Below are 13,503 nucleotides of genomic sequence, written 5' to 3'. Positions count from 1 at the left end.
GTCTGTCCGACACCCCGGCGAACGTGCCGCTTGCTCCGGCGGAGGGTCGCGATGATGCATCATCACTGGTGAGCGTCGACGAATGCGGTGATACCGGGTGGTGAGGCGAGCGGAGAGGTCCTGGTGATGCCCCAGCAGCAGGTGCCGGAGCGGGCGGCGAAGGTCACCGTTCTCACCCTCACCGCGATGGTCGTCGGATCGATGGTCGGCGCGGGTGTCTTCTCGCTGCCGCGCCGGTTCGCACAGGAGACCGGTGTCGGCGGCGCGCTGATCGCCTGGACCATCGCCGGAGCCGGGATGCTGATGCTGGCGCTGGTGTTCCAGCGGCTGGCGGTGCGCAAACCCGAGCTGGACGCCGGTGTGTACGCCTACGCCAAAGCCGGATTCGGCGAATTCGTCGGTTTCTACTCCGCGGCCGGGTACTGGGCCAGCGCCTGCGTCGGAAATGTCACCTACTGGGTACTGATCATGTCCACCCTCGGGCAGTGGATCCCCGCGCTCGGGTCCGGTGACACGCTGATCGCGGTCGCGCTGTCCTCGATCGGGCTGTGGTCGTTCTTCCTGCTGATCCGGCGCGGAACCGAGGAAGCCGCCGCGATCAACCGGATCGTCACAGTGGCGAAACTGGTGCCCATCATCGTCTTCGTCCTGCTCGCCGTCTTCCTGCTCGATCCACGGATCTTCGCGGACAACTTCTGCGGCGCGGACTACGCCGGTTCGCTGTTCGATCAGGTCAGCGGCACGATGCTGGTCACGGTATTCGTCTTTCTCGGGGTCGAAGGCGCAAGCGTGTATTCCCGTCACGCGCGGCGGCGCGAGGACGTCGGCCGGGCCACGCTGCTCGGTTTTCTCAGCGTGCTGGCGATCTTCGCCTCCGTGACGGTGGTGTCCTACGGCATCATGCCGATGAGTGAGATCGCGCAGCTGCGGCAGCCGTCGATGGCCGGAGTGCTGGAGGTGGCGGTCGGTTCGTGGGGGACTGCCTTCGTCAGCGCGGGGTTGATCATCTCGGTGCTCGGCGCCTATCTGGCCTGGGCGCTCATGGCCGCCGAAGTGCTCTTCGTGGCGGCGAAGGATGCCGATATGCCGCGTTTCCTGGGACGTTCCACCGACCGCGACGTTCCCGTCAACGCATTGCTGCTCAGCACCGCCCTCTCCCAGACCGTGCTGCTGATCACCATGTTCTCCGAGGACGCCTTCGATTTCGCCCTCGATCTCACGGCCTCGCTCACCCTGATCCCGTTTCTGCTGGCCGCACTGTACGCAGTGAAACTCTGCCTCACCGGGGAGACGTATGCCCGCGAACATGCCGCCGCCCGGCGCGGTGATCTGGCCGTCGCCGTCCTGGCCACCCTCTACACCGCGTTCCTGCTGTACGCGGCGGGCTTGCGGTTCGTCCTGGTATCGCTCATCTTCTACGCGCCGGTGACCTTTCTCTTCGTCCGCGCGCGCCGGGAGCAGGGGCGCGCGGTTTTCACACCCGGCGAAGCCGCGTTGTTCGTGCTGGTCGCGATCGGTGGCGTGCTCGGGGTCGTGGCCTTGGCGGCGGGATGGATCGATCTGTGACCGGCGCCGGAACCGGTAATTCGCACATCCGACGGAAGGCAGCGCAATGACCGCGAGCACCGCACCATCCCGGTACGGAGTGCACTCCGAGGTGGGCCGTTTGCGCCGGGTACTCGTCTGCTCGCCCGGCCTGGCCCATGAGCGACTGACCCCGACCAACTCCGACGAACTGCTCTTCGACGATGTGATGTGGGTGGAGGCCGCGCAGCGCGACCATCTCGACTTCGTGAACAAGCTGACCAATCGCGGTGTCGAAGTCGTCGAACTACACGATCTGCTGGCCGAGACCATGGCCGACCCGTCGGCGCGAACGTGGCTGCTCGATCGCAAGATCGTGGTGAACCGGGTGGGCCTGGGCATGGTCGAGAATACCCGGGCCTATCTCGATACGCTCCCCGCCCGCGAACTCGCGCGTTTCCTGATCGGCGGGTTGTCCACCGCCGATCTGCCCGCGGAATTCCGTACCGGCTATATGGCCCTGGCCCGCGAATCGCTGGGCAATCCGGAGTACTTGCTGCCGCCGCTGCCGAACACCCTCTACACCCGGGACACCACCTGCTGGATCTACGGCGGGCTCACGCTCAACCCGCTGTACTGGCCCGCCCGGCACGACGAGACACTGCTGATGAAGGCGATCTACCGGTTCCACCCGGACTATGCCGAATCGGCCGTGTGGTGGGGCGATCCCGAACAGGACTGGGGACAGGCATCTCTGGAGGGCGGTGATGTGATGCCGGTCGGGAACCGGACCGTGCTGGTCGGTATGAGCGAGCGCACCTCCCGGCAGGCCATCACCCAGCTGGCGAAGGCATTGTTCGAGGCCGGGGTGGCCGAACAGGTCGTGGTGGCCGGTATGCCGAAACTACGTGCCGCTATGCATCTGGATACCGTCTTCACCTTCGCCGACCGCGATCTGGTCACCGTTCATCCCGGGATCGTCGACGGTATCCATCCGTTCACACTGCGGCCGTCGGACCGGGAGCCGGGCGTGGAGGTCACCGATGAACAGGGCACCTCCTTCGTGGATGTGGTCGCGCGATCACTCGGTTACCCCGCGCTGCGGGTGGTCGAGACCGCCGGCGATTTCTACGCCTCGGAACGGCAGCAGTGGGATTCGGGGAACAACGCCGTCGCCCTGGAACCGGGCGTGGTGTTCACCTACGACCGCAATACCCAGACCAACGCGGCACTGCGCCGGGCCGGGGTGGAGGTCATCACCATCGTCGGTGCCGAACTCGGCCGCGGCCGGGGCGGCGGTCACTGTATGACCTGCCCCATCGTCCGCGACCCCATCGACTGAACCCACACGGTGACCCGTACCGGGCAGCGGAGGTGCGATGAGTCCGCGCGCTCGCCGCCGTCTGAAGTACCGGTGTCGTCACCAGGGCGGCCCCGGGCTGTGAGGAGCAGGTATGAGCGAAGTCGTATGCGATATCTCGATCTCGGCGGACGGCTACTCAGCCGGGCTCGGCCAGACCGCCGAGCGGCCTTTCGGAGAGGCCGACGAGACGATTCTGCACTCCTGGATGTTCGACACACCGGAGGAGAACCGCGCCGAGATCGAGGCGATCACCCAGGCCAAGGCATTTATCATGGGCCGCAATATGTTCGGCCCGATCCGCGGTGAGTGGACCGGTGACTGGACCGGCTGGTGGGGGCCGCAGCCGCCCTACCGAGCCCCCGTCTTCGTGCTCACCCACTACGAGCGAGACCCCGTGGTGATGGAGGGTGGCACCACATTCCACTTCGTCACCGGAGGTGTCGGCGCCGCGCTGGAACAGGCGCGTGCTGTATCGGGCGTGGGCAATATCGCCGTCGCCGGTGGCGCCACGACGGTCAATCAATACATGGCCGCCGGACTCCTCGACGAACTGCGGTTGCACATCACCCCGTTCACACTCGGCGCCGGAACCCGTCTCTTCGACGGAGTTCCGCCACTGGAGCTGGAACAGATCTCGTCCCGTGCGGCCACCAGGGTCACCCACGTGACCTACCGGCTCACCCGCTGACCTCCGGGCCGAGCCGGATCGTCAGGAGCGGCCGGTTCCGCCCGCTCGGCGTTCGCGGTCCCGTTCCGCGGCGGTGGCGAGGTAGTCGCCGAGTTCGCGGCGCAGGGTGCTGTCCAGGGACCGGGCCAGGCTGGTGTGCACCGCGGCGACACCGAGTTCGCGCATCGTATTCAGCATCCGGGTGGTCGCGGCGATCTCGTCGTTGGAATCGGGAAGCCAGCCCGGGCCGTGCTCGTCGACGATGTGCTTCTTCGCCGCGTTGATGAGCAGGCTGCTGATCCCGTCGATGCGGGTCGCGACCTCGGCGTACACCGAGATCAGGGTGCCCAGCTCCACGCCGTACTCGTGGAGCTCGGTGAACGAGGTGAGCAACTGGGTATCGGTGATCACCACCGTGTCGCCGTCCACCCGGACCAGGCCCATCCGGCTCAGCTGTTCGACCAGTTGGTCGGCCTGGTCGCCGAGGATCGTGGCCAGCAGCTCGTGGGGAACCTCGAAGGTCTCCTCCTCCGACCAGTTGGCCGTCACGGCGTGCTGCAGCCCCAGTACCTCGGTGAGGTCCTTACCGGTCTCCCAGCTGGTGATGAAATCGGCGATATGGGCGGTGGTGAACCCGCGCTGCAGCAACGCGTCGATGAGCCGGAGCCGCTCGAGGTGGGAGTCGTCGTAGAGGATCGCCCTGCCGTCCCGGCCCGCGGGCGGCGGCAGCAGTCCGCGCTCCTGGTAGGCGCGGACGTTGCGGGCCGTTGTGCCCGCCGCACGTGCGAGGTCGTCGATGCGATACCTCGGCATCTGCTCGCGCACCTCCTCGCCCGCCTGCCGCCGGTGGTCCCGGTCCGGGAAATCGAGTGTATCCGCCTACGACACGGCCACGGGCCGTGACCGTCGCGCGGGTTCGGCCGCCGTCACCGAGTAATCGTCGAGGTCCACCTCGCGCAGCTGATTGCGGTACTGGGTGGCGAATCCCGGGTACATGGTGGCGTTGAAACCGTCCTCGGTGAGATACCAGCTGCGGCACCCCGAATTCCAGGTGGTCGCGGCGAGCCGGCGCTGGATGGCGGCGTTGTAGCGATCCTGGCGGTCGCGCCGGACGTCCAGCATCCGGAGGTCGCGGTCCAGGATGATGCCGATGGCCCGCACCAGGTAGTCGATCTGGGACTCCATGTAGACCAGGGCGGAATTATGCCCGGGGCCGGAGTTCGGGCCGAAGGTGAGGAACAGGTTCGGATAGCCGGAGACCGCGACGCTCTTGTAGGCGAAGGCGCCGCGCCGCCATTCCTCGGCCAGCACCCGGCCGCCGCGACCGGTGACCGGAATCGGCGACCCCGTCTTGGAGACCTCGAACCCGGTGGCGAACACGATGCAGTCCGCGCGGTGCTCGATCCCCTCGGCGGTACGGATACCGTCCGGGGCGATCCGGGCGATCGGCCAGGTGATCAGTTTGCAGTTCTCGCGCTGCAACGCCGGGTAGTAGTCGTCTGTCATCAGTAGTCGTTTGCAGCCCGCCCGGAAATCCGGGGTGAGCTGCCGCCGCAGCCACGGATCCCGCACCTGGCGGCGCAGCTGCGCCCGGCCGGCCAATTCGACCACGCGGGTGAGGGGCGTATTCCAGACCACGCCCAGCGCCACCGACTCGTGGCCGTAGTACCAGGCCTGGCGGGCCAGCGCCTCGGCGCCGGGAACGTGCCGGTAGATACCGCGGGTCAGGGCTCCGGTGTGCCGGTTGACCCGCGGCAGGACCCAGCCGGGCGTCCGCTGGAACACCTTCACCGACCCCGCGCGGCGAACCAGTTCCGGAATGATCTGCACCGCGCTGGCGCCGGTGCCGATCACGGCGACCTTCTTACCGGTGAAATCGTAGTCGTGGTCCCAGCGGGCGCTGTGGATCGTATGACCGGTGAAGGTGTCGATGCCGGGAATATTCGGATAGCCGGGATTGGCCAGCGGTCCCGACGCGAGGACCACGGCCCGGGCCCGGACGGGTTCGGCCGCGCCCTCGACGGCGATATCCCAGATACCCGCGTTCTCGTCGAATGTCATACCCGTGACGGTCTGCCGGAACCGGATATGCGGCCGTATTCCGGACCTGGTCACCATCGATTCGATATAGCCGAGAATCTCGCGGCTTCCCGAATAGGTATGCGACCAGTCGGGATTCGGCGCGAAACTGTAGGAATAGAGACGGGACGGGATATCGCAGGCGGCACCGGGGTAGGTGTTGTCGCGCCAGGTTCCGCCGATCCCGGAATCACGTTCGAGAACAGCGAAATTCGTGATGCCGCGCTGTTTCAGCCGGATGGCGGCACCGATCCCGGCGAAACCGGCGCCGATGACCGCGACATCGAGCGGTGCTGTACTGGTGGGGGTCATGGTTTCCTCGTCACGCTGCCGGGGTGTAGGTGATTTCCTTGGACCAGCTGGGGTCCTTGCGCAGCAGGCGGCGCGGGATCCGCCCGGTCACCTTGACCAGCGTGTCGGCCAGCAGATGGTAGGGGTGCCCCCGGTCCACCACCCAGTTGCCGTGCATTTTCACGATCTGATACATCGGCAGCCGGCGGGCGAATTCGCTGCGTTCGCCGACCTTGCGATAACGCTCCAGCGCGGTATAGAGCTTCTGCTCGTCCACCCCCATCGCGACTATGTTGTCACGCATCTTGTTCAGCAGCGGCACATAACTCAGCACGCCGATGAGGAAGGTCGGTTTCACCCAGCCGCCGACGAGTTCGATCAGCAATTTACGCATCTCGGCATGCCCGAGCACATCCATCACGGCGAAATCGACGGCCAGATGGCGTGATTCGTCGGCATTGATCCGGCGGAAGGCCTCCTGGCACACCGGATCCTCGATCTCGTCCATGATGAACTTGACCAGCGCGCCGTCGAGCGCGACCTCCAGCATCGGGATCACGGTGCCGAGGAAGGACAGTGACATCTCGTCGGAGTATTTGTCCAGGAAATCGATCACCAGTTTGACATTGATATTCGGCTGCGGGATCTCGTCGCCGTCGAGCATGCCCCAGCGCCGCATCAGGGCGAGTTCGGCATTGGCGTGCCGCTGTTCCTCGGCGTGGAAATAGCGGTAGATCTCGCGCAGGGTCTCGGTCGGCGCCTTCTTCGCCATCGCGGCGAAGCCACGGGCGCCGACGTTCTCGATCCACATCAGATCCGCCATGAACGGTTTGAGTTTGGCGTGCTGCTCCGGCGAGATCGTTTCGGCGCCGGGAGCATCCCAGTCGATATCGGCCAGCGCCCACTGGCGGTCCTTGATCTTGGCGAGCATATCGTCGAAGTCCATGGTGGCCATATCAGACTCCTGTCCTTTCTCCGGTGGTGCGCGGCGCAGGTTCGTCCTGCGGCAGCAGTCGTTCGAGTAGTCCGGCGACGGCGGTGTACTGGCCGGGAAACGCGCGTTTGAGCAGCCAGATGAGTTGCGCGTCGGGCTGGGGGAGTACGTGTAACCGGCCGCGATCGTGCGCGTCGAGGGTGATGCGGGCGACCCGTTCGGGGGAGAAGCCGGTCCAGCGCATGAGGGTGTCGGCCAGCGAACGCGAACCCTGCGTGATGCGGCCGTCGCGGGCCACATTGGTGCGCACGAAGGTCGGGCAGAGCACGGTCACCGCGATATCGGTGCCGCCGAATTCGGCCGCGAGAGTTTCCGAGAGCGCCAGCACCCCCGCTTTGGAGGTGTTGTAGACCGCCATCGAGGGCGCGGCCGCGAATCCGGCGGCGGAGGCCACATTGATGATCCCGCCGCGTCCGGCCGCCCGCAGGCGCGGTGCGAAGATCTCGCAGCCGTGCACGACGCCCCACAGGTTGATACCGAGCGCCCACTCCCAGTCGGCGAAGCCGATCTCGCCGACCCGGTGCCCGCCGATCCCGACGCCGGCATTGTTGATCACCAGCGTGACGGGGCCGTCGAGAACCGAGTCCGCGAAGCGGGCGAGGATCTCCACATCCTCACGCCGCGCGACATCGCAGCGGAAGGCATGCGCGGCGCCGGGATGTTCCCGGTCGATAGCGGCGACGGTCTCCGCGGCGCGGACCTCGTCGATATCGGCGCAGACCACCTGTCCGCCGCGGGCCGCCAACCCCACGGCCAGGGCCCGGCCGATACCGCTACCCGCCCCGGTGACGACCGCGCGGGCGCCGTGGGTACGCCCGGATGCCCCGAAAGGCAGCAGGTCTCGTAATCCCGGCATATCAGCTCACTTTCCTCGGGGTGTTCGCCATGAGCGCCGCGCACAGGAACCCGGCGGCGCGGTCCAGAGCGGCATCGGCCTCGGGTGCCAGGCGGGGGAGCGCTTGGAAGACATGCACCTGCCCGGGCCAGATCTCGAGGGTGCAGTCGCCGCCGGCGGCGCGCACCATCCGGGACAGATGGCGGGCGTCCGCGCTGAGCATTTCCGCACCGCCCGCCTGCACCAGGATCGGCGGCAGCGCGGTACCGGCAGCGACGCTCAACCGCAGGCGGGGAGTGTCGTCGGGATGACCGCTGGTGTACACGCGGGGTAACCGGCGGGCGGCCGCGGCCGAGATCACCGGATCGCGGCGGCGGCGTTCCTGTTCCGCCGCCAGTGTGAAGGTCAGATCTATCAGCGGGGAGAACATGGCGACCGCGGCCGGTTGACCGGCGCCGCGGGCGGCGTTCTCGAGCAGGAGATCGAGCGTCAGATGCCCGCCCGCGGAGTCCGCCGCGACGGCGAGGTCGCCGGCGGAATAGCCCTGGTCGAGCAACCAGCGGAAACCGGCCGCGATATCGTCGGCGGCCGCGGGGAACCGGTGCTCGGGGGCCAGACGGTAGTCGACGACGAAGACCGGTAGGCCGGTGCGCCGGGAGAGCCGGGAGGCCAGGCCGCGGTGGGTACGTGCCGAGCACAGCACATAGCCGCTGCCGTGGATGTAGTAGACGGCGCGGGTGCCGAAGCGGACTCCCGGGGCACACACCCATTCGCCGCGGACGCCGGTCTCGCGCACCTGCCGGACCTCGGTGCCCCGCAGTGGCGGGCCGCCCAGTTCCATGATCGTCGCAATGAGAGTCCGGGCGAACCACACACCGGGTCCGTTGAGGGGGACGGCGCAATTGATCGGGCGCAGTCCGTATTCCGCCGCCGTGGCCGCCAGCTGCGAACGCAGTGACGGGGCGTCGGGGACCCCGGGAGGCGAGGTCCTCGTCGACCTTGTCATGCGTTCAGAATCATTCAGCAATGTGCCATTTGTCAATGGCAGATTAATCGGAATGTCGACCGGTGTGTGCCGTGGGTCACATAGCTCAGTCGTTCCAGCCGCTCATGGCGATGATCTCGTCCCAGGTCGGCACCAATTCCGGGTGCCGGAGCCGGACGATCTCCCCGGGCAGCGACCCGGGCAGGGCTTTCTGCGGTTTCGCTACCGCCTGCTCGGCGACCGCGTCCGACAGCGCCCGGATACCGCCGTGTCTGGGATATGCCGCGTGCACGGCGTCGGCGAATCCCGCCGGGAGGGAACCGGCCTCGGGTCCGCCGGCGATATCGAGACCGATCCCGTCCACCGCGATCCAGATCGCGGCGGGTCGCCGCCGCCGGTACACCGGTGAACTGCTGAGACCACTACTGTGGGCGGCGATCGCATCCCAGATCACATCGACCCGCTCGTCGGTCACTCCGCGCGCCTCCAGGAATCGGGCCGCGTAGTCGGCGCCGTCGACCTCGAACCGCTGATCACCGTTTGCCACCTCGGCCAGACCGATATCGTGCAGAGCGCAGATCAGATACATGATCTCCGCGTCGTAGTCCACATCCGCGTGCAGGCCGTGCGCCTCGGCCAGTGCGCGACCGAACAGGAACGAGCGCAGACTGTGATTCCGTAGTGCGCTGTCGAGTTCGGCCTCGATCAGGGCGCCGGCATCCTGAGCCAGTGCTGAGGACGGGAAAGTGAGCGGCATTCGTAACTCCTTGTCGCAGGGGGTCGGGAAAAGTGATCAGCTCGTGCCGGTGAGCGGCCGGAATCGGTCCCGGTAGTCCGAGGGCGCGACCCCGACGCGGCGGTGGAATGCGCGGCGCAGCGATTCGGCCGTCCCGAAACCACACCGCCGGGCGACGGTGTCCACCGGTTCGTCCTCGGCCAGCAGCCGCTGCGCCGCTTCGATCCGGACCACCTCGACGTAGGCGGCGGGCGGCATACCGAGTTCGGCGGTGAAGCGCCGCTGGAAATGGCGCGCGCTCAATCCCGAGCGGGCGGCCAGATCGGCGATACCGTGCCGTGCGCCCGGCCGGGTGTGGATCGCGGTCACCGCGGTGCGGATCGGGTCGGTGGCGGGCTGCGCATGCCAGAGGGCGGCACTGTATTGGGTCTGCCCGCCGGGACGGCGCAGGAACAGCACCAGATAGCGGGCCAGGGTCAGGGCGGCCTGCCGGCCCAGATCCTGCTCCACCAATGCCAGCGCCAGATCCATCCCGGCGGTGACGCCCGCCGAGGACCAGACCCGGCCGTCGCGCAGGAAGATCGGATCGCTGTCCACTGTGACCCGTGGATGCTCACGTGCCAGCCGGTCCGCGTAGGCCCAATGCGTGGTGGCCCGTTTACCGTCCAGGATTCCCGCCGCGGCCAGCAGAAACGCGCCCGTGCACACCGAGGCCACCCGGCGCGCGTGCCCGGCGGCGGCCCGCAGCCAGTTCATCAGATCGGTGTCGCGGCAGGCGATATCGGTACCCGGGCCGCCGGCGACCACCACGGTGTCCACGGTGGCCGGGTCGATATCCGCCACCCCGTATTCCGCGTGGACGGGCAGGCCGCTGTCGGATCGGACCGGTCCGGCCGATGCGGCCATGACCCGGCACCGGTATGCCTGCGAGCCCTGGAAGACCTCGTGCGGGCCGACCAGGTCGAGGGCCTGGAAATCATCGAAGATCACGAATACGACATCGCGCTGCTGCACGGTTCAACCTTCTGCGCTACCCGCGATGGCGTCAACGACGTGTACCCCACAGATCACGCCACGCACCGGGTATCGGGTGGACTCGGCGCGGCGGTGTTCCGGGCCCCCGCGTGGCGATATCGGCGGGGATCGCGGTGTGCGGCACGATGCAGGTATGAATATCGACCTCTCCGGACGACACGCATTGGTCACCGGCTCCAGCCAGGGGATCGGTCTGGCCATCGCCACCGCGCTGGCCCGGGCGGGGGCGTCGGTGATCGTGAACGGGCGTGGCCCGGAGAAGACGGAGGCGGCCCGGGCCGAGATCCTGGAATCCGTCCCCGCGGCGTCGGTGCGGGCGGTCGCCGCGGACCTCTCCTCCGCCGTAGGTGCGGCGTCACTGCGGGAGAAGGTCCCCGAACTCGATATCCTCGTGAACAATCTCGGTATCTTCGAGGCGAAACCGGTCTTCGAGATCGACGACGACGATTGGCGCCGATACTTCGAGGTCAACGTGCTGTCCGCCATCCGGCTCATCCGGATGTATCTGCCGGAGATGATGAGCCAGGGATTCGGCCGGGTCATGAATATCGCCAGCGACTCGGCGGTGGTGACACCGCTCGAGATGGTGCACTACGGAACGACGAAAACCGCGCTGCTCGCCGTCACCCGCGGCTACGCGAAGGCCGCCGCCGGGACCGGTGTCACGGTCAACTCGGTGATGGCGGGCCCGACCCATACGCCCGGAGTCGAGGATTTCGTCCGCGACCTCGTGGGCGAGGACCTGTCGTGGGCGGACGCCCAGCATCGGTTCATGCTGGAGCACCGGCCGCATTCGCTGCTACAGCGCCTGATCGAACCCGAGGAGATCGGCAATATGGTGGTATATCTCGCCTCGGACCGGGCCTCGGCGACCACGGGTGGCGCCGTTCGCGTCGACGGTGGCTATATCGACTCGATCTTGCCCTGAACCCGCGGCCGTCCGGGGTCAGGCGATCTCGAACTCGTCGCTGATCCCCGAGATCGGCGCCAGGCGCCCGTCGTCGGCGAGCCGGTCGGCGTAATGCACGAAACGGTAGCGGCCGGTGTCCGCATCGGACGGGATATCCCAGATGAACGTCGCCACCGAGGTGGCCGGAGCGCGTTTGGCCCAGTGGAAACGCACCGCCCATTCGCCCTCGTTCGCGACGCGTGTCCAGTGCCCGCCGGTCAATCGCTGCACCTCCAGGAAGGTGCCGTTGCGGCGCGGATTGTGTTTGGGATGCGCGGACAGGAATTCGACGGTGACCCGGGCGCCGCGCCCGTAGGTGGCCGCCGGCTGGACCAAGGGCGCGCCGAAGTCGTATCCGGGCAACGCGGTATCCGGGCCGGGCGGGGGCACGAAGTTGGGCTGCAGCTGCGAGAGATCGCGCGGGGCCGGTCCGCGCGGCACCGGCGTGCCCGCGGCGAGCGCGGTGGCCAGCCGGGTGAATTCCTGCTGATACGCGGGCAGCGTATAGCGGCCGAACAATGTCGACGCGCCCTCGTACTGCTGGGCGTCGTATTCCTCGGGGGTGGTGACGTATTCGTGGTACGCGTTCGCATAACCCTGCATCAGCACCTGGTCGAGTCCGACCCCCAGCGCCGCCGCCACCGCTCGCCGGACCCGCAGGCCCGCGACGATGGTGAATTCGCCACCGGCGGCCGCCAGGTACAGCTCGCCGAGGCGCACGACCTGGATGGGCAGCACGCTCGGCACCCAGGGGGCCGGTGGTAGCAGGCCGAACGGGACGGCGATCGCCTTGGGCGCCTGGGCATCGGCCAGCCAGGCCGGCGCCGGCCGGTGCTGGTCGCCGCCCAGGGCGTCGAGGAACGGGTTGCGCACGCCCTCCGGGATGGGGCCGCCGGGCAATCCGGGACCGTCCTCGACACTGCCCGCGAACAGCGAGACCCCCGCGGCCGGAGGTGCGGTGCGGTGCGGTGCGCCGTCCGGGGTGAACCGGCCGTCGACCGTGATATCGGACAGGTCGATATAGCAGAAGACCGAACCCACCGGCCCGCTCATCGGACGGGCCGCCGCCAGTGCCGCCCGGGATGCGTCGTACTGGCGTTCGCCGAGGATCCGGGTGTTGTCGAATTCATTCTCCGTGGGCCCCGACCCCGGCCGCAGATTCAGGTTCGGCGACATATCACCGGCATTGGTCTGGGCGAACGCGGCCACGAAATCCGGTGCCCCGTCCAGGTATCGGACCCCGTGCTCGGTGTGCTCGCAGGTGAAGGCCGCATAGCCCTTGTTGTCGGAGCTGATCAGCCGGTTCCGGTTCGTCATCGAGGTGTTGTGGGTGGCGAACCAGGTGATCTCCCCGGCCTGCCGGCCGTCCTTGATGATCGACACCGTGGTGACCGCCGGGTCGATCGCGTCCGGGAAGTACGCGGTATCCGCAGCGGGATTGCGATCGAAGGCGATCCGGGAGCGGTTGACGCTCGCGTCGTGCAATTCGGCCCGGCCCAGCGCCAGCGTGCCGGGCCCGAGGTCGGCGTCCGCCGCGACGATCGCCTCGACCAGACCGTTCACCTCGGCATCGTAGACCTGCTGCTGGAAGCCGAGAATCGACAGATTGTAGGCGTAGTCGTGGGCGGCGCCGCCGCAGACGGCATGCGAATGTGTCGAGGTGAGCAGGACATTGCGTTCGGTGTAGCGGTCACCGAAGCGGCGGGCCAGTTCGGTGAGAACCCCGCGGTGCACCGATTGGAAGATCATCGCGTTCTCCGCCACGGCGAAAACGATCCGTTCGGCGCCCGCGACGAACACGAATGCCCGGGCCCGGGGGCGCAGGTGGATACCGGCGGTGGTCTGCTCCTGCTGCGAGTAGCCCATCATGCCGCATTCGGCGGCCGGTCCGGTGATATCGGAGATTCCCACACCGACCAGGTAATCGCCCGCCTCGGCCCGTGCCACGGCGCCGAGCCGCTCGCCGAGCGCGGGTGTGGTGGTGGCGAGCGCGCCCAGGGCCAGCGTTGCGGCCGCGGTGCCGGCCAGCATCGTCCGGCGGGGTA

General features: G+C 67.8%; 12 protein-coding genes. 4 read left to right on the top strand and 8 right to left on the bottom strand.

Annotated elements, in window-relative coordinates:
* Window positions 1-126 precede the first annotated feature (126 nt).
* The 3 genes from ACWDU1_RS02055 (at window position 127) to ACWDU1_RS02045 (ending at window position 3,575) form a co-directional block, all read left to right on the top strand.
* Window positions 127-1,566, top strand: a complete 1,440-nt coding sequence (locus ACWDU1_RS02055; RefSeq protein ID WP_449995091.1) for a basic amino acid/polyamine antiporter — start codon at window positions 127-129, stop codon at window positions 1,564-1,566.
* Window positions 1,567-1,612: 46 nt separating this feature from the next.
* On the top strand, window positions 1,613-2,866 hold the full coding sequence (locus tag ACWDU1_RS02050) for an arginine deiminase (protein WP_449995089.1): 1,254 nt from the start codon (window positions 1,613-1,615) through the stop codon (window positions 2,864-2,866).
* Between the two features lie 112 nt (window positions 2,867-2,978).
* On the top strand, window positions 2,979-3,575 hold the full coding sequence (locus ACWDU1_RS02045; RefSeq protein ID WP_449995087.1) for a dihydrofolate reductase family protein: 597 nt from the start codon (window positions 2,979-2,981) through the stop codon (window positions 3,573-3,575).
* A 21-nt stretch (window positions 3,576-3,596) separates the two neighbouring features.
* On the opposite strand, the gene ACWDU1_RS02040 is transcribed toward ACWDU1_RS02045, so the two are convergent.
* The 7 genes from ACWDU1_RS02040 to ACWDU1_RS02010 all read right to left on the bottom strand — a co-directional run bounded on the left by ACWDU1_RS02040 (window position 3,597) and on the right by ACWDU1_RS02010 (window position 10,488).
* Window positions 3,597-4,367: a MerR family transcriptional regulator gene (locus ACWDU1_RS02040; RefSeq protein WP_449995085.1), complete on the bottom strand. Its 771-nt coding sequence runs from the start codon at window positions 4,365-4,367 to the stop codon at window positions 3,597-3,599.
* 66 nt (window positions 4,368-4,433) lie between these two features.
* On the bottom strand, window positions 4,434-5,945 hold the full coding sequence (locus tag ACWDU1_RS02035) for a flavin-containing monooxygenase (RefSeq protein ID WP_449995083.1): 1,512 nt from the start codon (window positions 5,943-5,945) through the stop codon (window positions 4,434-4,436).
* Between the two features lie 10 nt (window positions 5,946-5,955).
* On the bottom strand, window positions 5,956-6,879 hold the full coding sequence (locus tag ACWDU1_RS02030) for a ferritin-like domain-containing protein (protein WP_449995081.1): 924 nt from the start codon (window positions 6,877-6,879) through the stop codon (window positions 5,956-5,958).
* A gap of 1 nt (window position 6,880) precedes the next feature.
* The gene (locus tag ACWDU1_RS02025; protein ID WP_449995079.1) at window positions 6,881-7,774 is read right to left on the bottom strand and encodes an SDR family NAD(P)-dependent oxidoreductase; all 894 of its coding nucleotides are present in this window, start codon (window positions 7,772-7,774) and stop codon (window positions 6,881-6,883) included.
* A gap of 1 nt (window position 7,775) precedes the next feature.
* Window positions 7,776-8,759, bottom strand: coding sequence for an alpha/beta hydrolase (locus tag ACWDU1_RS02020; RefSeq protein ID WP_449995077.1), 984 nt, complete (start codon window positions 8,757-8,759; stop codon window positions 7,776-7,778).
* Window positions 8,760-8,844: 85 nt separating this feature from the next.
* On the bottom strand, window positions 8,845-9,495 hold the full coding sequence (locus tag ACWDU1_RS02015) for an HD domain-containing protein (protein ID WP_449995076.1): 651 nt from the start codon (window positions 9,493-9,495) through the stop codon (window positions 8,845-8,847).
* A gap of 36 nt (window positions 9,496-9,531) precedes the next feature.
* On the bottom strand, window positions 9,532-10,488 hold the full coding sequence (locus tag ACWDU1_RS02010) for a GlxA family transcriptional regulator (RefSeq protein WP_449995074.1): 957 nt from the start codon (window positions 10,486-10,488) through the stop codon (window positions 9,532-9,534).
* A gap of 154 nt (window positions 10,489-10,642) precedes the next feature.
* Between ACWDU1_RS02010 and ACWDU1_RS02005 the strand changes: the two genes are divergently transcribed.
* Complete coding sequence (locus tag ACWDU1_RS02005) at window positions 10,643-11,437, top strand: SDR family NAD(P)-dependent oxidoreductase (RefSeq protein ID WP_449995072.1); 795 nt, start codon at window positions 10,643-10,645, stop codon at window positions 11,435-11,437.
* Between the two features lie 18 nt (window positions 11,438-11,455).
* Here the strand turns inward: ACWDU1_RS02005 and ACWDU1_RS02000 are convergent.
* Window positions 11,456-13,503, bottom strand: a 2,048-nt coding sequence (locus ACWDU1_RS02000; RefSeq protein WP_449995070.1) for a neutral/alkaline ceramidase, incomplete at its 5' end; no start/stop codon positions are given.

It is taken from the genome of Nocardia sp. NPDC003345 (genome assembly GCF_053589395.1).
The sequence above is the reverse complement of the archived record's forward strand: the minus strand, read 5'-3'. Positions and strand labels throughout refer to the sequence as shown.